This window comes from Floridaenema flaviceps BLCC-F50 (genome assembly GCF_041929275.2).
Taxonomy (GTDB): domain Bacteria; phylum Cyanobacteriota; class Cyanobacteriia; order Cyanobacteriales; family Aerosakkonemataceae; genus Floridanema; species Floridanema flaviceps.
In genome coordinates, this window is the sequence record NZ_JBHFNR020000002.1 from 1,261,215 (window position 1) to 1,284,376 (window position 23,162).

The window sequence follows — 23,162 nt, forward strand, 5'->3', positions numbered from 1 at the left end:
CTTGGGAAAAAATTTAAGAAAAAAGATGTTTTGTCAAGCAAATTTAACAATTTATTTATATTTACTACTGATTTTACAAAAATTACCAGTCAAAGGGAAGGTCAAACTAACAATTGAGAGTAAAGAATTGTTGCTTATCAATAGGGACTGGGGACTAGGGCGGGGTTAGGGGTTAGGGGTTAGGGGTTAGGGAAACTCACATCTTGCACTCAAAGGAGGTTCCACCTCCTGTGTCCTCGTTCCCAGGTTCAACCAGGGAACGAAGAATAGAGGCTCTGCTCAGGAGTGCAAGATGTGATGAAACACTCCGAGAACCCCTGCTCCCCAGTCCCAGAAGAGGTACTTTTAGTCACTTTTGTTAAGTTGAGTAAGGGATATTTTGATTTTTTGACTGTGAATACACAGTATTAGAGTTTAGTAGATTTTTCATTTGGTTGAGTTATGTTAGATACTCTCGATCTCGATCGTGCTTTAGATAAAAATACTTATCGCACCCAGATTGAAGCTTTGATGCGGCAGTTGCGATCGCTGCAAAAAGCCTGTTGGGATAAAAAACAACCGATGGTGGTAGTTTTAGAAGGTTGGGCAGCGGCAGGTAAAGGCGGATTAGTGAAAAAAATGGTAGGATACATGGACCCTAGAGGTTTTACAGTCCATCCTACTTGGCCTCCGACCCCGGAAGAACAAAAGTATCCTTTTTTGTGGAGATTTTGGCAACAGTTACCAGCGCGTGGCAGTATCGGGATTTTTTATCATAGCTGGTATATTCATGTACTCGAAGATCGGTTATTTGAGCGGGTGGAAGCAGCGCAAGTGCCGATGGTGATGCAGAGTATTAATGCTTTTGAACGTCAGTTGGTGGATGATGGGGTGGCGATCGCCAAATTTTGGATTCACCTTAGCCAAAAAGAACTGAAAAAACGCCTGAAAAAATACGCTTCCAACTCCTTAGAATCTTGGCGAGTTCGTCCTGAAGATTGGCAACAAGAGAAAAATTACGATCAATATGTTGCCCTTGCCGAAGAAATGCTGATTCATACTAGCACTGGATCGGCACCTTGGACTTTGGTCGAAGGTGATTGTCAACGCTGGGCAAGAGTCAAAGTTTTAACACAATTTGTGGCTACAATTACCGAAGCACTCGATCGCCTACATTGCCAAGTTCCGCCGCCTTCCCTTCCTCCCCAAGAACGCCTGAGTCCCGCCGAACCAAATTTATTGGCACAGGTAGATTTAAGTCAAAGTTTGTCTAAGTCAGAATACAAAGTCCAACTGAGTCGAGAACAGGTAAAACTGAGAAAGTTACAACTAAGTATTTACAAACATCAAGTCCCAGTTTTAATTATCTTTGAAGGTTGGGATGCAGCGGGAAAAGGTGGGGCGATTAAGCGACTGACAGATATTCTCGACCCTCGCAGTTATAAAGTTAATGCTTTTGCTGCACCCACTGACGAAGAAAAAGCCCATCATTATTTGTGGCGTTTTTGGCGACGCTTACCAATGGCAGGAACGATCAGTATTTTCGATCGCAGTTGGTACGGTCGAGTATTAGTAGAACGAGTCGAAAGTTTTGCAACGGAAAATGAGTGGCGACGCGCCTATCAGGAAATTAACGAGTTTGAAGCCCAGTTAACCAGTGATGGCTATGTTTTGGTGAAATTTTGGCTACATATTAGCCAAGAAGAACAAATGAGACGGTTTGAAGAACGGCAAAACGACCCATTTAAGCAGTATAAACTGACTGAGGAAGATTGGCGCAATCGGGAAAAATGGCCGTTATATGAGGTAGCAGTAAATCAAGCTATTCAACGCACTAGCACTCCTACCGCTCCTTGGACTTTAATTCCTGCTAATGACAAGTACTTTGCCCGTGTTAAAGTAATTCAGACTGTTAGTGAGGCGATCGTCCGGGAACTAAAACGCAGATAATTGTCATTGGTCATTTGTCTTTGGTCATTGGTGTTAGGTTATTAGTTATTAACCCAACTTGTTACTTATTTTAAACCCCTACAAATGACGAATGACCAATGACTAATGCCTAAAACTATATTCGTGAGGTAGTGTTTTTATGTTGTTTCTGACATTAACTCAATTAATATTTTTAACGCTAATAGTTTGGTTAGTTTGGCGGGTAGTTTTTCGACCTCGTAAAGAGGGCGATCCTGGCGCTGGGGGTCCTGGGGAGGGGAGATATAGACCAAGAGATTATTTAGCTTGGTTGGGGGCGCTAATTGTTTTACTGGCAGTAATCCTAGCATTATTAACCCCGAATAATGGCGCAGTAGTCCAGGTTTGGAGTATTTTATCTTTACCTCTAAAACCACTGGGATTATCTATTTTATTCTTGTTATTTGCATTGATGGGTATTCTCAAGGGAGGAATCACCAGCGATGCCAAGCTCTATATAAGAATTTCTACAGCACTTTTGCTGGTTTTTAGTATTCCGATTATTGCTTTTTTGCTGGTGCAATTAATTGAATCTGATTCGATTTTGGCTTTACAAGCAGCGGCTCATCGCCAGGATAAAGTTGATGCTATTGTATTGCTAGGACAGGCAACAACTCAACAACCTTTTTTGGAAGCAAATCAAGTTCACTTGACTGATGGAGGCGATCGCATTTTGCAAGCCGCTAGAGAATACGATCAACAATTAAGATTAGGAAACGATGCGTATATAATTGTTAGTGCAGGCCCTAGACCAGGACAAAGATTAAACCCCAATCAATCTAACCCTGCTGAAGCTTTTACTATTGCCAGAATCCTCAAAAGTTTAGGTATTCCCCAATCAGCTATTTTAATTGAAACAACAGGCGTAGATATTCGCACTAGTGCCGAAGCAATTAAACGAAAATATGTGGATGAAGGTATTATTAGTAAACGAGTTATTCTCGTTGCTTCAGCTTTAAATATGCAACGCGCTAGACAAACATTTGCTCAATTAGGAATTTCCACTATTCCCAGTCCGGCTACTTTTTATACATTTCAATCGGGAGGAGTTCCCAGAGTTATTTTTGCCACTACTCAAAAAGATAGATGCGACACTATTAGTGTGACTTTCCGTAATGCGCGGGAAGTACAATTTTCTGATTTTATGCCTAATGTAGATTCTTTATTGTTGAGTACTCGCGTAATTAATGAGTTTTGGTCTTCAGTTTATTACTTTTTACGCGGTTGGTTATCTACTGGAGTAGATCCGGTTCCCCTACCTCAGAATATAAGATGTTAAAAGTAGAGACTTTTAATAAAACTGGTTCGTTGTAAGGACTTTAGTCCTTTTATGTGAGGAATGTACGACTAAAGTCGCTACAACAAACAATTATGGATATAACATATAAATATGGCTAATTCTCGATTAAGAAAACTTGGTACTTATCTCCGTCCCTACTGGAGAAAAGTTGGCTTAGGCATTTTAGCATTGTTTTTTGTCAACAGCTTAGGGGTATATATTCCCCTGCTAATTCGGCGCATCATTGACGAACTTAGTGTTACTTTTAGCTTTAATCAAGTTTTGCGCTATGTGGTGCTGCTTTTTATTTTGGCATCTATCATGTGGGTGATTCGTGTAGCATCGCGACTGTTAATTTTTGGGATTGGGCGACAGGTAGAGTTTGACTTAAAGCAAAAGATTTTTCAACATCTGCTAACTTTAGAACCATCTTATTTTCATAACAATACAGCTGGGGATATTATTAACCGTGCGACTAGTGATGTGGATAATATTCGACGGTTGTTGGGTTTTGCTGTATTGAGTTTGGCAAATACTTTTTTTGCTTATGGGTTAACTTTGCCAGTAATGTTAACGATTAGCCCTATTATCAGTTTATCAGCGATCGCAGTTTATCCCTTCATGTTACTAATCGTTCTATTGTTTAGTAATAAATTACGTACAGAACAATTGGAAGTGCAAGAAAAATTATCTAACCTGAGTGAGTTAATTCAGGAAGATATGAGTGGGATTTCTTTAATTAAAATTTACGCCCAAGAAGCGAATGAGAAACGGGCTTTTACAGGGTTAAATAATGAACTACTAGAAGCAAATTTGCACCTAGCTAAAACTCGAACTACTTTGTTTCCTTTAGTTGAGGGAATGGTTTATATTAGTTTGCTGGTGTTATTGTGGGTGGGCGTAAGCGCGATCGCATCTGGTACGCTTACTGTTGGGAATTTTGTCGCTTTAATTCTTTATGTCGAACGCTTAGTTTTTCCCACAACATTGCTAGGTTTTACGATTACAGCTTATCAACGAGGAGAAGTAAGTATCGATCGCATCGAAGCAATTCTAACTGTAGAAGCAAAAGTCAAAGATCGAGAAAATTCTGTACCATTACCCCTAGAAAAAGTTAGAGGTAAATTAGTAGCAAAAAACCTTAACTATACCTATCCCGGCGCTAAAACTCCCGCTTTAAGTAATATCAATTTTACCATTGAACCGGGAGAAACTGTAGCGATTGTTGGGCCAATAGGTTCAGGTAAATCAACATTAGCTAATGCAATTCCCCGTTTGTTAGATATTCCTAAAGACAGCTTGTTTTTAGATGGGTATGATATAACTTATGTGCGGTTGCAAGACTTACGAAATGCGATCGCTTATGTTCCCCAAGAAAGTTTTCTCTTCAGTACAACCATTAAAAATAACATTCGCTACGGCGATCCAGTTATTGAACACCCTTATGTAGAAAAGGCAGCGAAACAAGCACAAATACACGAAGAAATTACTACTTTTCCCCATAATTATGAAACCATAGTTGGCGAAAGAGGAATTACACTTTCCGGCGGACAAAGACAGCGTTCTGCATTAGCAAGAGCATTATTAGTAGATGCACCAGTGCTAATATTAGATGATGCTTTAGCAAGTGTAGATAACCAAACTGCAACAGCAATTTTGGAAAATTTATCTTCGGGAACTGAACGTAAAACCGTAGTTTTCATTTCTCACCAAATGTCTGCTGCTGCTAGTTGCGATCGAATTATTGTCATGGATAAAGGCGAAATTGTCCAAGTAGGAACTCACAATCAATTAGTAGAAAAACCAGGATTATATCAATCACTTTGGAATCAGCAAAAATTAGAAGAATTGCTGAAGTAATAAAATTCAGCGATGGAAAGTTATTATAATTATCCTCTAGAGCGCCAGTCGAGTAGAAGTATTTGACAATCTCCAAGAGAAGTTATTTGCTTGTTTATTTATTAGAAAAAGTTATCACCAGATTAACGGGAGAGGCTTGACGAAAAAGAAAAAACGAAGTAGTCTTATTCAAGACCCTGACTGCTTTAGACTAATAGTTATCATTTTGAATTTTGAAGTAAAAATTGTTACATAGAATTAGTGTGAGCTATGAGAAAAACAGACATTAGTCTTTTTCTAGATAACTTTAAAGAAGGAGGCGTTCAGCGAGCCATCCTTAACCTAGCAAGAGGGTTGATTGAGCTAAATTTTGAGGTAGATATTGTTGTTTACAAAAAGACAGGTCCCTTTTTAAAGCAATTGCCAGAAGGCATAAAAGTTGTTGATTTAGGAAACCCACGACTACGCAGCAGTATTCCAACCCTGGCAAAATACCTACAGCGAGAACAGCCCCGCGCTCTGATTGCAAGCTTACATTACAGCACTGAGATTGCTATTTTGGCTAAATTGTATTCACAAGCTCACACAAAAGTTGCAGTTTGTGAGCAGGGTGCTTTTTTGGCGTTACCGAGCGTGCAACCTTCGCTCAAGAATTTGGCGTATCTATTGGGTCTTACCCCATCGAATCCAAAAACTTTAGTGCGGTTTCTATATCCATTTGCCGATAAAGTGGTAGGTGTTTCCAATGGTGTATGTGAGGATTTAGCAGTGCTTATTGGAAATAATCCTACCAAGTTACATACAATCTATAATCCGGTTATTACTCCTGAATTAATCGCTAAGGCAAAGGAGCCAGTCGAACATCCTTGGCTTCAACCCAATCAGATACCTGTCATCTTAGCAACAGGTAGATTAGAGGCGCAGAAGGACTTTCCAACCCTGATACAAGCCTTTGCTCAAGTACGCAAACTCAAGCCTGCTCGACTGATGATTCTTGGAACAGGTTCCCAGCGACCCCAACTTGAAGAACTTATTCGTCAGTTAAATTTAGAGGCAGATGTAGCATTACCTGGCTTTGTAGACAACCCTTACGCCTATATGTCCAAATCAGCGGTGTTCGTTCTTTCATCTATTTGGGAAGGTTTAGGTAACGTGCTGATCGAAGCTATGGCGGCTGGTGTTCCAGTAGTTTCTACAAACTGCAAGAGTGGGCCAGATGAAATTCTTGCTTACGGTAAGTATGGAGATTTGGTGCCAGTGGGTAATATACAGGAGATAGCAGAAGCGATCTTGAGAGTATTGTCAGGGCAAATTAAATCTGTTGATTCTGATTGGTTAGAGCAATTTATGATTAAACCTGTTGCAAGACGATACTTAGAAATATTGGACTTATCTGCTCCGTCAGCCTAAATTTAGAGCAAGTAGCGGTTCAAAAAAAGTAATTAACCCAAATAATTGAGTATCAAAGAGAATAAAAAAAAATTATTTTCTCCCCATCCCCTTTGTCCCTCTGCCCCTGTGCACCCCTATTTCCTTGCCGAAACTTCCAATGGGTATCTTCTAGCCAGCTTTTTCCATTTTTCTGCTTCTGCTTGGAAAATCTCAAACAGTGAAAACACATAACAAGCAATGAAACTCATAACCACCAGTTCACCGCCATCTTCTAAGAGGATTAATACAGGATCTAATTCAGGAGAACTAGCTATCATGTGAACTAAATCTAGTATGACTCCGCAGAAAGCAAGAGCAAACATCATGATAATTAAATCTTTTGATACTCTTCGCAAAGTGTAATCACTAAATCGATAAGTAATAGTAATTAATGCTAAGAAAACCAAAACAACTACACCAATTACCACCAGTTCTCCAAAATCTTGTCCCCGCAAATTGAACATTCCAGGAATAGCAAATTTATTAGTGATAATAGTACCTAATCGTTCGTGAATTTCCGCCGCGTCATCAAGCAAAAGATAAAAGAATAATAATGACCAAGTTCCGTATAAAAGTAACCCCGTTCTGAAAGCTAAAATTAGCAATAACATAGCAATCCAATACTCTTTTATATACTGGAATATTTCCGAAAATCCCCTATCTGTCTCCAGGGAAAAAGCATAATTTGTAGTTAATCCTGTGTAGAAATAAATCAAATGAAGCAACATAAAAGCAACATCAGTTAATAAAAATAAGTAAAACAGTCTCATTGACTGATTGCTGAAATTGAATATCCCGGAAAAGTTAAATCTTTTTAGTCCCATAATGTTTCTCACCTCAAGCAAATTTAAGCGCATCAAACAATCCGTAGGGTGTGTATAGCCTACGGCATTTCCGAAAAGCGCCGCATAACGCACAATTTCTAGGCAGAGTTAACTGCAATTTAGTTATTTTTTAATCTAAACTTCAACTACTGCCCGATCGCTCTTTCTTTTGGATGATTGTTGCAAAGAGAAGCAACATTCCTCAGATCGAGCCTCTGAGCATTAGTGTTTTCACTGAATAATCTCGCTTCTTGACAGTATTTTCCTCTATATTCAAATGTATTTTTTGCATGAAGAGTAAGTGGAAATATTGACCATATTTTATTTTTTTGATGAAGACTCTCTCAAACTGATTGACGAGGCCGATCGGGGTATGACATTTTTTTGATGAGATTCAAATGGATGCGAACAGAAATATCAGCTAGTTGTTTTTCGATTTAATTCATTTTTTAGAAATATAAGGAGATTAAGTATGAATTTCATACGATATGGGCTGTTAGCGGGGACGACTGTGGCAATGCTGCTTTTTACGACTAGACAGAGTGATGCGGCATCGATTTTGCAAAATGCGACTCTGGCAACTCCCCCCGCCGGAAGTACTGTAATTGGAGAATGTGCTACTGGGGGACTTTGCCAACCTGGAGACGTGCTAAATCTTACGTATAATCCAGGCACAAGTTCAGTATTTGCCACAAATGACACAGATTACAACTTTACGAAATTCATCTACACTATTCTTCCAGGGCAAGATGCGGTTTGGTCATCGCAGTCTACGTTTGATTTCTTCAACAAGGCAGAAATTTCCAGTGATGGCAAAGTTCTTACCCTGAGTGATGGTTTATTTAGTGTTGGCGCAACGGCTCTTTTCAGGGCCACCTTTTCTGGTAACGTGCCAGTGAATGCTGCTGTTACATTTGAAGGTTCTAGGGTTGTTCCCGAACCAAACACAATAGTTGGTCTAGCATTAGCTGGTGCAGCAGGTGCTTATTTCCGTCGTCGTAAACAACAAGATGTTAATTAGTCGATAGCAAATTCGGGTTATCTACCGTTCAAAAAAAGGTTATAACCCGGATTTAAAGAGAATTAAAAAACTTAGTTCCTGGCAAAGGTAGATTTTGCAACTGAGAATTGATTTTTTCCGATGTCGATAATCCAGATTGCAAAGCACTTTCCACCAAATTTCCCCCACACCAATCGCCACAACAAACCAAAGGTAAACTTGTTTGAGCATCCAAAAACATTTCCCCTAAAGGGCGACTAGGAAAAGCATAACGCCAGCGATGAACTTGGAAGAATTCAGGAGTATCTAACCAAGGAATAAAAGATTTAGCTGCACTGGCTAATAATTCTCTAGCGGCGGGTTGTAAATCTTGTGCATCTAAATAAAGTTGAGCAAATTTAGCACTACTTTGAATCACAAAAACAGGTGCTTCTGAATTTAAGCGTTTGCTGCTATCTAAACCTATCCAAGCTAAATCATCATTTTGGGAAAAAAGAATTGCTTTCTCAGGTCGATCGACTTGAAAAGAACTAGAATAACCTGCCATAACCGTAATACAAGGAGCAAAATCGATCGCTCTCAACTTACCCAAAACCTCTTGAGAAACCAAAGGTTCTAATAACATCAAAGCTTGAGGCGCTGGAATTGCCACTACCACCGCTTTTGCCAATAAACTTTCTGGCAACTCATCATTAATAGCAGCGAAATTCAATTGCCAACAATCTTGATTAATTAAAGAAATTGACTCAACCCTGTGATTTAACCAAATTTCCAAACCCTTAGCCAAAAACTTAGCAACCGCACTCATTCCCTCTGGCGCAACGTAACAATTACTAGTAATTTGAGAATCGGGTGAAAATTGGTAAATTGTATCCGTCCATAGTTGTAGAATTTGGCGATCGCATAAAATCTTTACCAAACCCTGCAAAAATTCACCTTTCTCTTCCAAATAACGCAAACCGTGATCGGCGCGAGTATCATGTAAACGGCGCGTCGCCACTCTTCCCCCCACACCACGCGACTTTTCCACCACTACCACCTCATAGCCAGCCTGACGTAATTGTTGCCCCACAGTCAAGCCAGCCACACCAGCACCAATTATTGCCACATCAAACATGACTTAGTGAACTCCGCATTCAAAGGGATAAGTAGGTAGATATAAATAAAGTAAAATTAAGGCGGGCAGGATGCCCACCCCACAAGATTTACAGCTTTCTTGTGGGGTGGGCATCCTGCCCGCCCCATCCATAAATAACTATTATCACTTTATTTATTTACACCTACTTAGAAGTAGATTGACAATTCATCTCCTGTCAAGCTATTGCTGTGACGGGAGATGAATTGTTCTATTAAGATAAGGTACAGCAACGCATCTCTAGTCTGGGAGGATTCGATTTTGGATGAGTTGAGATCGGCGCTGGAGTTAGCAACAGAAGAAGAATTGCAACAACTTACCGCAATTCTGTTCTGCCGCAGATTTAATCCTATAGATTATATTCACACGCCTGACCCAATAGAAGTGCAAAGCCAAGACCGTGAAGCTTGGCTGGAAATGATCGAAAACAGATTTCGCTTTTTAGCAGCAGATGGCATAACAGTATTGCGAGGGCGTACCCAGCAAGTAACATACCGCCAAGCTTTAATTCGAGTTTGTCGCTATCTCAAAATTCGTTATTCCCATAAACTTTCCACCACAGACTTAGAAGCAGAAATATTTCTCAATCTGCTAAAACGGGCTTGGAAAGAATTACCTGCTGGCGAACAAAATGAGATTACTAAGAGAGTACAAATTGGATTATCTGAATCTAAGTTATCGCAACCATTACCCCTTTCAGTACAAAAAGATCCTTTTGGTTGGCTAATTAAAGGTGGTAGTGCTTTGGCGGTAACTTCCATTCTGCAACCGATGCTTTTGCAACAAATTGCCCGTCAGTTTGCCATCCATTTTACTACTTATCAAATGGCGAAAGAAGCTATCGTTCAAGGCGGCGCAGCAGTAGCCACAAAATTTCAAGGTTATATGGCTTTGCAAGCAGCAGAAAAAGGAATGGCAATGACAGCTGCTCGATATTCCGCAGTACGTGGTATATTTTCATTCATCGGTCCGGCAATGTGGGCTTGGTTCGTTGCCGATGTTGGTTGGCGGGCAATTTCTATCAATTATGCGCGAATTATTCCGACTATTTTTGCCTTAGCCCAAATTCGTTTAACTCGTGGGGAATGCTGGGAATTAGCTTAACAAAATGAAGGATGAAAGATGAAGGAAAATTTTTTAAAGTGGAAAATTAATACCTCTCACTTTCATCCCGATCGCAAATGGCAATTTTTGGGAAATATGTTTCAGCTGGGCTTACTTACTTTTCCAGTAATTCCAGCAGTGGGAGTGGTGTTACTCTCTTTGTCGGCTTTAGCAACTTGGTGGAAAAAATATCGCCAAATTATCAGTCAACCTTTAACTTGGGGTTTTGCCATTCTCTCAATTTTGTTAGTTATAGTATCTAGTTTTGGCTATTACCGAACCGAAGCTTATTTAGGTTTAGGCAATTTAATTCCCCAATTCATCTTTTTTACTGGCATTAGTGGATTAATTCAAACTCCCGCCCAACTAAGACGCATTAGTTGGATTTTAGTTATTACTTCCGTCCCAGTAGTAATTTTTGGTTTAGTACAAATATTATTAGGATGGGGAACAGATGGCGCAGTGCAAAGTTTTTTGGGTTTAGCGATCGCACCCACCGGAAACCCCCCAGGCAGAATGTCCGCCAACTTTATGTACGCCAACATTCTCGCTGCCTATCTAACTATAGTTTTTATTCTAAACTTAGGTCTATTAATCGAAAACTTCCCAAAAAAAACCAATCCCCAGTCCCCAGTCCCCAGTCCCCAGTCCCTATTTTTAATAGTAGCGTTGTTAGGAAATGCCCTAGCTTTACTCTTAACAAATTCGCGCAACGGTTGGGCGATCGCAGTTTTTGCCTGCTTAACCTTTGCCATATATTTAGGTTGGCGTTGGTTAATATTTATAGTTAGCGGAATTTCAGGAATTGTTCTATTATCAGCCTTTGCACCTTCACCTATTCGAGAACCTTTTAGAAAAATTGTTCCCTATTTTATTTGGGGGCGACTGTCTGACGAAATGTTTGGCGATCGACCAATTCCCCTATTACGTTCAACCCAATGGAACTTTGCCTTATCACTCACCCAACAACGCCCCTTAACTGGTTGGGGATTACGCAACTTTTCACCTCTTTATATTACCAAATATTCCAGCTACCAAATGCCAATTTGGTTAGGACATCCCCATAATTTGTTTTTAATGTTAACCGCAGAAATCGGCATTCCCGCAACAATTTGCTTTTGTAGTTTAGTCGGTTGGATAATCGTTCAAGGGTTTTTATTAATCAGAGATTGGTCAGATACTTCGGCAGATAAATTAATATTTTTCACTCATTTAGTAGCCTTCTTCGGTTGTATTTTGTTTAATACTGCCGATGTGACAATGTTTGATTTACGAGTAAATGCTTTAGGTTGGTTGCTGTTAGCGGGGATTTGGGGAGTTGTTTGTGCTAAAAGGTCAAAAAAGGGGAATTTAAATGGTGCAGATTTCAACCCAAGTCAATGAATTAGAAATTGATGATTTTCAAGGGAAAGTAACACAAAATATTGTCCTTTCTCAAGTGAGTTGGCAGACTTTTAAAGCCTTACTTGCAGATATGGGAAATCATCGATCGTCTCGATTGACCTATAATCAGGGAACGCTACAAATAAAAATGCCCTCAAAGTTACATGAAATTATTAATCGGTTGTTGGCAAGAATTGTGACGACGCTAACTGAAGAATTAGGCTTGAATGTGATTGATTTGGGTTCTACAACCTTGGAAAGGGAAGATTTGGCGCAGGGGGCGGAACCTGATACTTGTTTTTATATTCAAAATGCGGATTTATTAACAGGTTTAGACCCGGAAATTCCAGAGAATTTACCCCCTGATTTGGTAATTGAAGTTGATATTACTAGCCCTTCTACTCGGAGAATAGATGTTTATCAGGCTTTGGGGATTCCAGAGGTGTGGTGTTATACGAAAAAACAAGGTTTGAAAGTTTATTTGTTGCGGGGAGAGGGGGAAAATCAACGTTATGAGGAATCGGCAGTGAGTGGGGCTTTTTCGCTGGTGACTGCTGAAGTGTTAAATCAGTTTTTACAGCAACGCCAAACGATGAATGAAAATACAGTAATTCGATCGGTGCGGGATTGGGTTAAATTAAATATTGCTCAGAATTAGAATGTATTAATTGTTCTACTTTTCCGAACTTGTCAGAGAGTTACAACAATGTCGCCTTTCACATTTAAGAAAAGTAATTATTGAAGAGTTCCCTTCAGCCTTCTGCTTTCTTGGACTAAAATAGTCGATAAACTTTCACAACTAGTCAGAGGGAAGCAGAGGTGACTAGCAACAGGGCGACAGAAAACCAAAACGAAACCAGCGTTTCCACCAAAGATCGCATAAATTCGAGTTATTACGGCTTATTAGGGCTGCATCCTGCCGCATCCCCCGTAGAAATTAGGCGTGCTTACCGGGAATTAAGCAAACGCTACCATCCCGACACTACAAATTTACCAAAAGCGATCGCCACCAGCAAATTCCAACAACTCAACGAAGCCTACGCCACTCTCAGCAACCCAGAACGCAGGCTAACCTACGACTACCAAATAGGTTACTCTCGCGTCGCCGTAGTTGGGCCAAAGCCAAACCTACACCAACCAGTTACCCAAAAAACCCATTCCTCTTCCGCTTACCTCGACCCCACCGACAGACCCCTCGACGGAGGAGAAATTTTTGCCTTATTTCTTCTTCTTCTTACCTTCATTGGCTGTTTAGCCTTAGCCTTCTTCGTCGCCTTAACTCGTGGTGAAGCAGCATTACAACCAATAGTCAAAGAAAATCAGACCATACTTCAACAGGCTACTCCCACGCCAGTGAGTTTATTCCCTGTTCACACTGCACCACCTATGGGCTAATAAGCGTAAAAATAATAATTAAAGGTTAACTATTGCTCACCTTTAACTTATTAAACTATGACGATTCCTCCTCCTGAAACCCCGTTGTATAACCATCCCCTACCAGAAATTGAACAATGGTTAAAAGCCCAAGGATGTCAACAGGATGAAAAAGAACTACACTGTTGGCGAGTCGAAAAACCCGCCTGGAAAGCCGAACTGTGGTTAGATATTGACCAAATAACAGTTCGTTATCTCAACGCTGGGGAAAATGGTCAGGATATTCAACGATCGTTCAAATATTCCCTGAGTCGCCGCGACATTGAAGAAGCAGTTTTCTCAGGCCCATAATATCAGTTTGTAGTAACGACTTCAGTCGTTTGTTGTGACGACTTCAGTCGTTTGTTGTGACGACTTTAGTCGTTTCTTTGCTAGATAAAAGGACTAAAGTCCTCACAACGAACCAGTTGTTTGCTAAACTTTTCCAAAACGTCGATCGCGCCGCTGATAAGCAGACAAAGCTTGATGAAACTCCTTCCGATCGAAATCAGGCCAAAGAGTTTGGGTAATATAAATTTCTGCATAAGCCATTTGCCAGAGTAGAAAATTACTAATTCGCATCTCGCCACTAGTGCGAATTAATAAATCGGGGTCGCAAATTCCAGCTGTATAAAGATGTTTTTCAAACACAGAATCATTAATTTCTTCTGGATTTAAAGTACCTTGTTTAACTTGATTAGCGATCGCCCGACAAGCCTGTAAAATTTCCTCCCTTCCCCCGTAATTCGTCGCCACCGTAAACTTAATCCCTTGATTTTCTTTGGTTTGGGACATCGATCGCTCAATTTCAGCTTGCAGCGACGAAGGCAAAGAATTCAAATTCCCCACAAAGCGAATTTGCACATTCTCCTCCATCATTTCCCGCAATTCTTGGCGCAAAACCCGCTCAAACAAAGTCATCAAAAAATCAACTTCCTCTAAAGGTCGCCCCCAATTCTCCGTCGAAAACGCATAAGCAGTTAACGCCTCAATTCCCCAATCCTTACAACACCGTAATAAATCCTTAAGCGCATCAACCCCGCGCCTATGTCCCATAATTCGCGGTAAACCTTGTTGCTTCGCCCAGCGACCATTGCCATCCATAATTACCGCTACGTGCCTGGGCAATCTCTCTGGCTCTAAATCATCCGGCAGATATTTTAAGACAGTTTGCTTGACAGTCATATAAACTTTAAAAATTTGAATTCGTTAGTTTTTCAATGTCAGGAACAATTTCAATTCAGTTAATCTCTACCATTTAAGAAGCATAATGTCCGAATCATCACATCGTTACTTTAATTAGCTTGCGCCTAATTGTGCTCACTGACAAGTCATTTCTTATCCCTTGGAGTTGACCGCGAACCGAACAAACGCCCAAACCAACCGAACAAACGCCCAAAAACCGCCTGTCCACCGGAACCAATTTGCCGACCTAAAGTGCGTATAGGAGCCACAGCCCTCTCATCACTAGAAGGAGAAAAGCGCAATTCCAGAAGTTCCTTTAGTTTACTGCTGGTTAAAGGTCGATTCAGTACACCCCTTTCGGCTAAAGAAATTGACCCCGTTTCTTCAGATACAACAATACACAAACAATTTTCGACTCGCTCTGTAATTCCCATCGCCGCCCGGTGGCGCGTCCCCAACTGGCGAGATGCCGTGCGCTCTGAAAGAGGTAAAATCACTCCCGCAGACACAATTCGCGAACCAGCAATCAACACCGCTCCATCATGTAATAAAGTTGAAGTCTGGAAAATCGTCTGTAACAGTTCCTTAGACACTTCCGCATTCAGTTTCACTCCCGGCACCGAAAAATCCTGCTCATCAATTGGACTACTTGTTTCCATTATGATTAAAGCACCGATCCGATTTTGCGAGAGTTCTTTCACCGCATCTACAATTTCATCGGTTACGCTGTCCTGCTTCGGCGTAACTCGACCAGGGTGATTAAACAATTGCATAATTTCCCCCCGACCAAGCTGTTCCAAAAATCTGCGAAACTCCGACTGGAAGATCACAGCCATCGCCACAGCCGAGCCAACCACTAATTTATCCAAAACAAAACTCAAGAGATACAGGTCTAGGCTTTTGCTCAAAACACTAGCCAACATCAAGATAATAAATCCCCTGACCACCCAAAGGGTGCGTCGCTCACCAATGATGACCAGCACCATATAGGTGAGAGCCAGAACCAACCCCACATCAACTAAACGTAGAACCCAACTAGGGTCGGTCAGCCATTTACGTAGCGTATCTCCCATCAGTTCTGGAATAAATTACTCTACAACTCCCCTCGCTCCTACCATATCAGTTAAGCTGAACGAGAGTTTAGCCAAAAAGAAGGTATTTTTATCATAATTTCAATTAATACCAGTGGTGTCAAAGCTTTACAATTTCTCAGATAGTTCATTAAATTTCATTTAATTTTAATTGTTTTTTTGACTAAAATAGCTAAAAAAGTTTTTCGTCCTTTGAAAGAAATATTACGTTTTGAGCTAAAAAACTATTTAATTCAAAACTCAATATTTTTCAAGGCGAAGAAAGGGAGCTCCTGAATAGGAAAAGTTTCTCGTAAGGAGAGTTTTGAGTAGGGGCAATTCATGAATTGCCCCGGAGCGAGTTTTCTTGCTCCTATTCCGAGAACAGTTCTGCTCTAGATTAGTCGCTCTGGTAGACGATCGCATCTTATCAAATCCTGATAAGTCTCACGCCGAATAATTACATTCGCTTCCCCATCTTTAACTAAAACCGCTGCCGGACGAGGCACTCGGTTATAGTTAGAAGCCATGCTGTAATTGTAAGCACCTGTACTCGGCACTACCAAAATATCTCCCGGTTGAGTTGTAGGCAAAGAAATATCTTTAATCAAGACATCTCCTGACTCGCAGTGTTTACCAGCAACAGTTACCGTTTCCGTTAAAGGCGCAGACATCCGATTGGCGACAACGGCTCGGTAAACTGATTGATAAGTAATAGGACGGGGATTATCTGACATTCCCCCATCTACAGAAATATAAGTGCGAATTTCGGGCACTTCTTTCCGACTCCCGATCGTGTAAGCTGTCACACAAGCCGATCCAATTAAAGAGCGTCCGGGCTCACACATTAATTTTGGCAGAGGTACTTGTTGAGCTTGACAAGCAGCCGTTACCGCTTCACAAACAACCTTCGACCATTCAGCAATACTTGGGGGATCGTCAGCTTCAGTGTAGCGAATGCCTAGACCACCACCAATATTTAAATGAGTTACTGGCAAAGCGTAATCGGCTGCTTTTTTCAGCCACTCTACCATTACCCCTGGTAAATCGTGATGAGGTTGGAGTTCAAAGATTTGTGAACCAATGTGAGCGTGAAGTCCTATACATTTAAGGTTAGGATTTTTGCTAACAAAGCTAAATACTCGATCGATTTGATGAGGATCGAAGCCAAATTTACTATCTAAGTGACCAGTGCGGATATATTCGTGAGTATGACATTCGATCCCCGGAGTTAGCCGCAGCATAATTGGTACTGGCAATTTAGCTAAACCAGCCAAAGTTTCCAATTCTAGCCAATTATCGACAATAATTGTGCATTGGGATTCGATCGCTAACTGTAATTCCTGAACCGACTTATTATTGCCGTGAAAATAGAGTTTTTCGGGAGCGACACCAGCTTGAAGAGCAGTGTAAAGTTCGCCTCCAGATACTACTTCTACAGCTAAACCTTCACTGTGGACGATCGCACAAATCGCCAAACAATTCCAAGCCTTAGAAGCATAAACCACCTGAGATTCCCCAGCATAGTAACTTTTAAAACTATCACGATATTGGCGACAAGCAGTTCGCAGAGTTTCTTCATCCAATATATATAGTGGCGAACCGAACTGCGCCACCAAAGAAGTAACATCACAGCCACCAATTTCCAAACAGCCACTACTATTAACCTTAGCTGTCAAAGGTAAAAGTTCCTGATTTGGCGAAGCAGTAGCACTCCTGGAATCAGACAAATACTGAGAACCAGAATTGCGAACCTCAGCCGGGTGAGTTGATACCATAATGTGAGAGCGATCCTCAAAAATTCAAAAATTCAAAATAACAAGCTTAAGTGCTTCACTTTAACCAGTTTACAATCGCGCCTTGACACAAACATTAATTATTCAACCTTTAACCACAGACTTTTTACCCGCAGTAGTCGAACTAGACCAAAAATGCTTTGCTGGACTTTGGACTCTAGAAGGCTACCAAAGAGAGTTAGACAGCCCTAATAGTGACGTTTTGTTAATTTTGACGCGAGGGAGATGGGGGGATGGGGGGATGGGGGGATGGGGGGATGGGGAGATGGGGAGAGATCTAGAACTAGAAACTCTCCCCACCTCCCCACCTCCCTACCTCCCCACTTCTTCAAGTCCCCCCACCTCCCCACCTCCCCACCTCCCCACCTCCCCACCTCCTCTCTTGGCAATGGGCTGTCAGTGGGCTATTTTAGATGAGGCACACATTACAATTGTGGCTGTTTCTCCTGAGTACCAACATCAAGGTTTAGGTCAGGCGATGCTCCTAGCTTTGTTGTCTAGAGCCAGACAACGAGGATTAGAACGAGCCACCTTAGAAGTAAAAGCGTCCAATCAGCCAGCCATCTCTCTTTACGAAAAGTTTGGCTTCAAATTGGCTGGAAGGCGACGCGGATACTACCAAGATACGGGTGAAGATGCTTTAGTTCTTTGGCTGAATGGCTTGCAATACCCCGAATTTACTCAGACTTTGGCCCACTGGGAACAGCAAATTCGCTTGCGTCTTGCTGGTTGTGGTTGGGAATTAAAGATGAGAGAAATTGCTGATTAAACGGAAAAAATTAAGAGTTAGTAAAGGGAAGAATTTAGATGTTTTAGATACATAAATGGCGATCGACAAGCGAAAACCGCCAATGTTTTATCGAAAAATATACCAGTCTCAAGGGGTGTTTATTAAAGAAGAATGTCAGCCCTCCAGAATCCCTATGCTAGAATCAACCTACCGGGACTCAGCAGGTGATGGAAAGCTGCCATGTTTGAACGCTTTACAGAAAAAGCAATTAAAGTGATCATGCTGGCCCAGGAAGAAGCACGTCGCCTGGGACACAACTTTGTTGGTACAGAACAGATCTTATTAGGTCTGATTGGTGAGGGGACAGGTGTCGCCGCCAAGGTACTAAAATCGATGGGCGTTAATTTAAAAGACGCTCGCATTGAAGTAGAGAAAATTATCGGTAGAGGTTCTGGTTTTGTTGCTGTAGAAATACCTTTTACCCCCAGAGCTAAGCGCGTTCTGGAGTTATCCCTAGAAGAAGCTCGTCAACTAGGGCATAACTACATTGGCACTGAGCATCTCCTTTTAGGTCTGATCCGGGAAGGGGAGGGGGTTGCAGCAAGAGTGCTGGAAAATCTAGGTGTCGATTTATCGAAAGTTCGCACCCAAGTCATTCGGATGTTGGGTGAAAATACCGAAGTTACCCCAGGTGTCAGTCAAGGTCGGACGAAAACTCCAACTTTGGATGAATTTGGCTCGAACCTAACTCAGATGGCTGGGGAAGGTAAACTCGATCCGGTGGTCGGTCGCCAACGGGAAATTGAGCGGGTAATTCAAATTCTGGGTCGGCGGACTAAGAATAATCCTGTATTAATTGGGGAACCTGGTGTTGGTAAAACAGCGATCGCAGAAGGTCTAGCCCAACGCATCGCTAATTCTGATGTGCCAGATATCCTTGAAGATAAGCGGGTGGTCACTCTCGATATTGGCTTGCTGGTTGCAGGTACAAAATATCGGGGTGAATTTGAAGAACGCTTGAAGAAGATTATGGATGAAATTCGATCGGCAGGAAATGTCATTCTGGTGATCGATGAAGTACATACTCTAATTGGAGCGGGTGCGGCTGAGGGTGCGATCGATGCTGCTAATATCCTCAAACCTGCTTTAGCACGGGGCGAACTCCAGTGCATCGGTGCTACCACTTTAGATGAGTATCGCAAACATATTGAAAGAGATGCGGCTTTAGAAAGACGCTTCCAACCAGTAATGGTGGGCGAACCAACTGTGGAGGAAACTATTGAGATTCTCTACGGTTTGCGCGATCGCTACGAGCAACACCATAAACTGAAAATTTCCGACGAAGCTTTAGAAGCAGCCGCGAAATTATCAGACCGCTACATCTCCGATCGGTTCTTGCCAGATAAGGCGATCGATTTGGTTGACGAAGCGGGTTCTAGAGTACGCTTGATTAACTCGCAACTGCCACCAGCAGCGAAAGAATTGGATAAAGAACTGCGTCAAGTTCTTAAGGAAAAAGACGATGCAGTGAGATCCCAAGACTTCGACCGTGCGGGTGAGTTGCGCGATCGGGAAATGGAAATTAAAAGCCAGATTCGATCGATTTCCCAAAATAAAAAGACTACTGAAACTTCCTCCGACAAGGAATTACAACCAGTTGTCACCGAAGAAGACATTGCTCAAATTGTCGCTTCTTGGACTGGTGTACCAGTGAATAAACTCACTGAGTCTGAGTCGGAAAAACTCCTACACATGGAAGACACCCTGCACCAGCGTTTGATTGGTCAGGAAGAAGCTGTAACCGCAGTTTCACGGGCGATCCGTCGGGCTAGAGTTGGGTTGAAGAATCCAAATCGTCCGATCGCCAGCTTTGTATTCTCTGGACCCACCGGGGTAGGTAAAACAGAGTTAGCCAAAGCTCTAGCATCCTACTTCTTTGGTTCCGAAGAAGCAATGATTCGCTTAGATATGTCGGAATACATGGAACGGCACACCGTTTCTAAGTTGATTGGTTCTCCTCCGGGTTACGTTGGTTACAACGAAGGCGGACAATTAACCGAAGCAGTACGTCGTCGTCCTTACACAGTGGTACTTTTCGACGAAATCGAAAAAGCCCACCCCGATGTATTCAATATGCTGCTGCAAATCTTAGAAGACGGTCGTTTGACTGATGCCAAAGGTCGAACGGTAGACTTCAAGAACACCTTATTGATCATGACCTCCAACATCGGATCTAAGGTAATTGAAAAAGGCGGCGGTTCTTTGGGCTTTGAATTCTCCTCTGACCAAAACGAAGCGCAGTACAACCGCATTCGTTCTTTGGTAAATGAAGAATTGAAGCAATATTTCCGTCCAGAATTCCTCAACCGTTTGGATGAAATTATTGTCTTCCGGCAACTTTCTAAGGATGAAGTTAAGGAAATTGCCGATATCATGCTCAAGGAAGTATTCGGTCGTCTGTTGGAACAAGAGATTACTTTAGAAGTAACCGAAGCTTTCAAAGACCGCTTGGTACAAGAAGGTTACAACCCCAGCTATGGTGCAAGACCTTTACGCCGTGCAATTATGCGGTTGTTAGAGGATAGCTTGGCTGAGGAAATCCTTTCTGGTCGCATCCAAACCGGAGATACTGTAGTTGTGGATGTAGACGACCAAGGTCAAGTCAAAGTACGTCAAGGGGAAAAGCGAGAATTGCTACCCCAAGCGGCTGAATAAGTTCTTAGCTTCGTTTGAGAGAGTTTTAAGTTATAAATTCAATTTAAGGCTCATTCTCATAAACTTTTTGCAAAACGGTAGAGTTAATTCCTACCGTTTTTCTGTTGATTAGTGCAAGCTAGAAAACCAGATCCCCGACTTCTTGAAGAAGTCGGGGATCTAATCAAAAATCCTGTAAATCCCGATCATGAAATATAAAGTAAATTCGCAATTAGTTTATACAATCAATCAACCGAGCACTTTTATTTTTAATGTGCAGGTTGTCAGAAATGATTTCCAAAAGATTATTGCTGAAGAATTACAAGTCGAGCCGCAATTAACATTTGATGAATTGATTGTTGATGAGAATAGAAATCGCTATGTTCGCTTAGTTGCGCCTGTAGGTAACTTGGCGGTAAACTACCAAGCAACAGTAGATTTGTCGCATTTTTTCACAGGTGGTAAAGATATTGCAGAAGTACCACCATCCGAATTACCAATGGAGACTTTTAAATATCTTTATCCTAGTCGCTATTGTCAATCAGATATGTTATTTGGTTTAGTGCAAAGTGAGTTTAATAATTTAGAACCTGGTTATCAGAGAGTTGCGGCGATTTGTGATTGGATTTATGAAAAGGTGACGTATCTTTCTGGAAGTAGTAATTCCCAAACTTCTGCTTATGACACGGCGATGCAAAGGGCGGGTGTTTGTCGAGATTTTGCTCATTTAGGTGTGGCTTTTTGTCGCGCTTTAAATATACCTGCACGTTTTGTGAGTGTGTATGCTTATCAGTTAGAACCGCAAGATTTTCATGCGGTGTTTGAGGCTTATTTGGGCGATCGCTGGTATTTGTTTGATGCGACAAATTTAGCACCAAAAGAGGGTTTTATTCGCGTTGGTACAGGTAGAGATGCGGCTGACGTTTCTGTAGCCACTATTTTTGGTTCGGTAAAGTTGGAAGAAATGAAGATTTCTGTAGACCAACTTTCGGAAGAAAAGGAGCCTGATAATATGGGTGAGGCGATCGCGATCGCGTAGCGTGTGCGTAACAAGTATTACTGAACACCTGTTTTTGCCTTCCGACGATTTTAAATTGATGAAACGGGCTACCAACTCAAGCTAGGACAAACTAAATGAAATATCTGTTCCCTGTTCCCCGTTTCCTTCCCACTTTAGATCGATCGCTAACAAAAACTAACAAGCGCAACTGTTAGCCTGAACTAACTCGCGAGACTCTTGCTTAACATAACCAGCCATAGCTGCTAATTGTAACTTCAGAAAAGCATTTAAGTCTTCTGACTCATACTTTTGGCTTAAAAGTTGTCGCAGTAAGTTTTCGGCTTCTATAGTTAAATACCCAGTGTTTAAAGCCTGTTGTACCACATCACGGATTAAAATCATAGCACCTCCTCAAAAAAGAACTAATAAGCCCATGTTCAAGTATCCTTAAAATTTGCTTATAACTATGACTCTATAACTCCTTGTAATGTTTCCGGCAACTAAATTGTGATAGATTCATAGTTCTAATATTTCGTGCATCTTCTAAGTGAAAGATCGCTTCTTAGGCTTCATTGAATTCTATGTAGTGCCATAATTTATCCAATTTCATCTGTCTTTAGCATGAAACTAGAGAAAGATTGATTCGGTGAGTAATATGGCTCTATATCTCTATGAGAAAACTAGTTTCGTTTTTGTATCACAAATAACAATTTATGCAGTATAAAGACCAAGAATTAAAAGATTCTCCTACTGAGTCAGCTTCGCAAAGCGTCGGGGTAGCAAAAGTCTGGCGACAAATAAAGGAAAATTTGCTCATTCTAAGCATAGCCTTGGGGTTAGCGTTGTTAATTCGCACCTTTATAGCGGAACCGCGTTTTATTCCCTCAGATTCGATGATACCGACTTTGCAGTTAGGCGATCGCTTAGTCGTAGAAAAAGTCTCCTATCGCTTCCATCCACCCGAAATGGGCGATATCGTAGTTTTTGAACCACCCACCCAATTACAAATTCAAGGTTATGCTAAAGACCAAGCTTTTATTAAACGAGTAATTGGCGAATCTGGGCAAACAGTCAGCGTCGCTAACGGCAAAGTTTATATTAATAACAAACCCCTAAAAGAAGATTATATCGCCGAAGCACCTGATTATCGTTGGGGACCCAAACGAGTCCCAGAAAATCAAGTATTTGTTATGGGTGATAACCGCAATAATAGTAATGATTCCCATATTTGGGGCTTTTTACCGACTGACAATATTATTGGTCGCGCTTGGTTTCGATTTTGGCCTTTCGATCGCATCGGTTTTGTAACTAAAAAATAATTTTTGTCATTGG

20 protein-coding genes are annotated in these 23,162 nt (G+C 41.4%); 14 read left to right on the forward strand and 6 right to left on the reverse strand.

The genetic code is table 11. The features are described 5' to 3' along the window. Positions 1–441: 441 nt before the first annotated feature. From pap to ACE1CI_RS25750, 4 genes are all read left to right on the forward strand, one after another. A complete protein-coding gene (gene pap, locus ACE1CI_RS25735) occupies positions 442–1,929 on the forward strand; it encodes a polyphosphate:AMP phosphotransferase (protein WP_413264344.1) in 1,488 nt (495 codons plus the stop codon). 139 nt (positions 1,930–2,068) lie between these two features. Continuing rightward, positions 2,069–3,226: a YdcF family protein gene (locus ACE1CI_RS25740; protein ID WP_413264345.1), complete on the forward strand. Its 1,158-nt coding sequence runs from the start codon at positions 2,069–2,071 to the stop codon at positions 3,224–3,226. A gap of 111 nt (positions 3,227–3,337) precedes the next feature. Further along, positions 3,338–5,086: an ABC transporter transmembrane domain-containing protein gene (locus ACE1CI_RS25745; RefSeq protein ID WP_496615816.1), complete on the forward strand. Its 1,749-nt coding sequence runs from the start codon at positions 3,338–3,340 to the stop codon at positions 5,084–5,086. A gap of 249 nt (positions 5,087–5,335) precedes the next feature. Further along, complete coding sequence (locus tag ACE1CI_RS25750) at positions 5,336–6,475, forward strand: glycosyltransferase (RefSeq protein ID WP_413264347.1); 1,140 nt, start codon at positions 5,336–5,338, stop codon at positions 6,473–6,475. A 116-nt stretch (positions 6,476–6,591) separates the two neighbouring features. On the opposite strand, the gene ACE1CI_RS25755 is transcribed toward ACE1CI_RS25750, so the two are convergent. After that, positions 6,592–7,266: a DUF8692 domain-containing protein gene (locus tag ACE1CI_RS25755; protein WP_413264348.1), complete on the reverse strand. Its 675-nt coding sequence runs from the start codon at positions 7,264–7,266 to the stop codon at positions 6,592–6,594. Positions 7,267–7,792: 526 nt separating this feature from the next. Between ACE1CI_RS25755 and ACE1CI_RS25760 the strand changes: the two genes are divergently transcribed. Next, complete coding sequence (locus tag ACE1CI_RS25760; protein WP_496615817.1) at positions 7,793–8,341, forward strand: PEP-CTERM sorting domain-containing protein; 549 nt, start codon at positions 7,793–7,795, stop codon at positions 8,339–8,341. Between the two features lie 52 nt (positions 8,342–8,393). Here the strand turns inward: ACE1CI_RS25760 and ACE1CI_RS25765 are convergent, their stop codons facing one another. Continuing rightward, on the reverse strand, positions 8,394–9,437 hold the full coding sequence (locus ACE1CI_RS25765) for an NAD(P)/FAD-dependent oxidoreductase (RefSeq protein ID WP_413264350.1): 1,044 nt from the start codon (positions 9,435–9,437) through the stop codon (positions 8,394–8,396). Positions 9,438–9,716: 279 nt separating this feature from the next. Here ACE1CI_RS25765 and ACE1CI_RS25770 point away from each other — a divergent pair, with 279 nt between their 5' ends. The 5 genes from ACE1CI_RS25770 (at position 9,717) to ACE1CI_RS25790 (ending at position 13,667) form a co-directional block, all read left to right on the forward strand. Then, positions 9,717–10,559 (forward strand): YaaW family protein, encoded by an 843-nt coding sequence (locus ACE1CI_RS25770; protein ID WP_413264351.1) that lies wholly within the window; start codon positions 9,717–9,719, stop codon positions 10,557–10,559. Positions 10,560–10,577: 18 nt separating this feature from the next. Then, positions 10,578–11,942: an O-antigen ligase family protein gene (locus ACE1CI_RS25775; protein WP_413264352.1), complete on the forward strand. Its 1,365-nt coding sequence runs from the start codon at positions 10,578–10,580 to the stop codon at positions 11,940–11,942. After that, a complete protein-coding gene (locus tag ACE1CI_RS25780; protein WP_413264353.1) occupies positions 11,914–12,600 on the forward strand; it encodes a Uma2 family endonuclease in 687 nt (228 codons plus the stop codon). The genes ACE1CI_RS25775 and ACE1CI_RS25780 overlap by 29 nt, the downstream gene beginning before the upstream one ends. A gap of 161 nt (positions 12,601–12,761) precedes the next feature. Then, a complete protein-coding gene (locus tag ACE1CI_RS25785; protein WP_413264354.1) occupies positions 12,762–13,337 on the forward strand; it encodes a J domain-containing protein in 576 nt (191 codons plus the stop codon). A gap of 57 nt (positions 13,338–13,394) precedes the next feature. Beyond that, positions 13,395–13,667 carry a DUF3143 domain-containing protein gene (locus tag ACE1CI_RS25790; protein WP_413264355.1) on the forward strand — a complete coding sequence of 91 codons (273 nt, stop codon included), beginning with the start codon at positions 13,395–13,397 and terminating at the stop codon, positions 13,665–13,667. Between the two features lie 123 nt (positions 13,668–13,790). Here ACE1CI_RS25790 and uppS read toward each other — a convergent pair whose 3' ends face one another. The 3 genes from uppS to lysA all read right to left on the reverse strand — a co-directional run bounded on the left by uppS (position 13,791) and on the right by lysA (position 17,388). Further along, positions 13,791–14,540: an undecaprenyl pyrophosphate synthase gene (gene uppS / locus ACE1CI_RS25795; protein ID WP_413264356.1), complete on the reverse strand. Its 750-nt coding sequence runs from the start codon at positions 14,538–14,540 to the stop codon at positions 13,791–13,793. 146 nt (positions 14,541–14,686) lie between these two features. Further along, entirely contained in the window at positions 14,687–15,613 is a 927-nt protein-coding gene (gene cdaA, locus ACE1CI_RS25800; RefSeq protein WP_413264357.1) for a diadenylate cyclase CdaA, read from the reverse strand. A 392-nt stretch (positions 15,614–16,005) separates the two neighbouring features. Continuing rightward, complete coding sequence (gene lysA, locus ACE1CI_RS25805) at positions 16,006–17,388, reverse strand: diaminopimelate decarboxylase (RefSeq protein ID WP_413264358.1); 1,383 nt, start codon at positions 17,386–17,388, stop codon at positions 16,006–16,008. Positions 17,389–17,470: 82 nt separating this feature from the next. Here lysA and rimI point away from each other — a divergent pair, with 82 nt between their 5' ends. The 3 genes from rimI to ACE1CI_RS25820 all read left to right on the forward strand — a co-directional run bounded on the left by rimI (position 17,471) and on the right by ACE1CI_RS25820 (position 21,869). Further along, positions 17,471–18,175: a ribosomal protein S18-alanine N-acetyltransferase gene (gene rimI, locus ACE1CI_RS25810; protein WP_496615818.1), complete on the forward strand. Its 705-nt coding sequence runs from the start codon at positions 17,471–17,473 to the stop codon at positions 18,173–18,175. 201 nt (positions 18,176–18,376) lie between these two features. Further along, a complete protein-coding gene (locus tag ACE1CI_RS25815) occupies positions 18,377–20,851 on the forward strand; it encodes an ATP-dependent Clp protease ATP-binding subunit (protein WP_413264113.1) in 2,475 nt (824 codons plus the stop codon). Between the two features lie 187 nt (positions 20,852–21,038). After that, complete coding sequence (locus ACE1CI_RS25820) at positions 21,039–21,869, forward strand: transglutaminase-like domain-containing protein (RefSeq protein WP_413264114.1); 831 nt, start codon at positions 21,039–21,041, stop codon at positions 21,867–21,869. Between the two features lie 156 nt (positions 21,870–22,025). Here the strand turns inward: ACE1CI_RS25820 and ACE1CI_RS25825 are convergent, their stop codons facing one another. Beyond that, a complete protein-coding gene (locus ACE1CI_RS25825) occupies positions 22,026–22,232 on the reverse strand; it encodes a hypothetical protein (RefSeq protein WP_413264115.1) in 207 nt (68 codons plus the stop codon). A 311-nt stretch (positions 22,233–22,543) separates the two neighbouring features. Between ACE1CI_RS25825 and lepB the strand changes: the two genes are divergently transcribed. Next, complete coding sequence (lepB, locus tag ACE1CI_RS25830) at positions 22,544–23,149, forward strand: signal peptidase I (protein ID WP_413264116.1); 606 nt, start codon at positions 22,544–22,546, stop codon at positions 23,147–23,149. Positions 23,150–23,162 lie beyond the last annotated feature (13 nt).

Coding starts and splice junctions, on each gene's coding strand:
- pap (WP_413264344.1), top strand. CDS start 442: ATGTTAGATACTCTCGATCTCGATCGTGCTTTAGATAAAAATACTTAT.
- ACE1CI_RS25740 (WP_413264345.1), top strand. CDS start 2,069: ATGTTGTTTCTGACATTAACTCAATTAATATTTTTAACGCTAATAGTT.
- ACE1CI_RS25745 (WP_496615816.1), top strand. CDS start 3,338: ATGGCTAATTCTCGATTAAGAAAACTTGGTACTTATCTCCGTCCCTAC.
- ACE1CI_RS25750 (WP_413264347.1), top strand. CDS start 5,336: ATGAGAAAAACAGACATTAGTCTTTTTCTAGATAACTTTAAAGAAGGA.
- ACE1CI_RS25755 (WP_413264348.1), bottom strand. CDS start 7,266: ATGAGACTGTTTTACTTATTTTTATTAACTGATGTTGCTTTTATGTTG.
- ACE1CI_RS25760 (WP_496615817.1), top strand. CDS start 7,793: ATGAATTTCATACGATATGGGCTGTTAGCGGGGACGACTGTGGCAATG.
- ACE1CI_RS25765 (WP_413264350.1), bottom strand. CDS start 9,437: ATGTTTGATGTGGCAATAATTGGTGCTGGTGTGGCTGGCTTGACTGTG.
- ACE1CI_RS25775 (WP_413264352.1), top strand. CDS start 10,578: ATGAAGGAAAATTTTTTAAAGTGGAAAATTAATACCTCTCACTTTCAT.
- ACE1CI_RS25780 (WP_413264353.1), top strand. CDS start 11,914: ATGGTGCAGATTTCAACCCAAGTCAATGAATTAGAAATTGATGATTTT.
- ACE1CI_RS25790 (WP_413264355.1), top strand. CDS start 13,395: ATGACGATTCCTCCTCCTGAAACCCCGTTGTATAACCATCCCCTACCA.
- uppS (WP_413264356.1), bottom strand. CDS start 14,540: ATGACTGTCAAGCAAACTGTCTTAAAATATCTGCCGGATGATTTAGAG.
- cdaA (WP_413264357.1), bottom strand. CDS start 15,613: ATGGGAGATACGCTACGTAAATGGCTGACCGACCCTAGTTGGGTTCTA.
- lysA (WP_413264358.1), bottom strand. CDS start 17,388: ATGGTATCAACTCACCCGGCTGAGGTTCGCAATTCTGGTTCTCAGTAT.
- ACE1CI_RS25815 (WP_413264113.1), top strand. CDS start 18,377: ATGTTTGAACGCTTTACAGAAAAAGCAATTAAAGTGATCATGCTGGCC.
- ACE1CI_RS25820 (WP_413264114.1), top strand. CDS start 21,039: ATGAAATATAAAGTAAATTCGCAATTAGTTTATACAATCAATCAACCG.
- ACE1CI_RS25825 (WP_413264115.1), bottom strand. CDS start 22,232: ATGATTTTAATCCGTGATGTGGTACAACAGGCTTTAAACACTGGGTAT.
- lepB (WP_413264116.1), top strand. CDS start 22,544: ATGCAGTATAAAGACCAAGAATTAAAAGATTCTCCTACTGAGTCAGCT.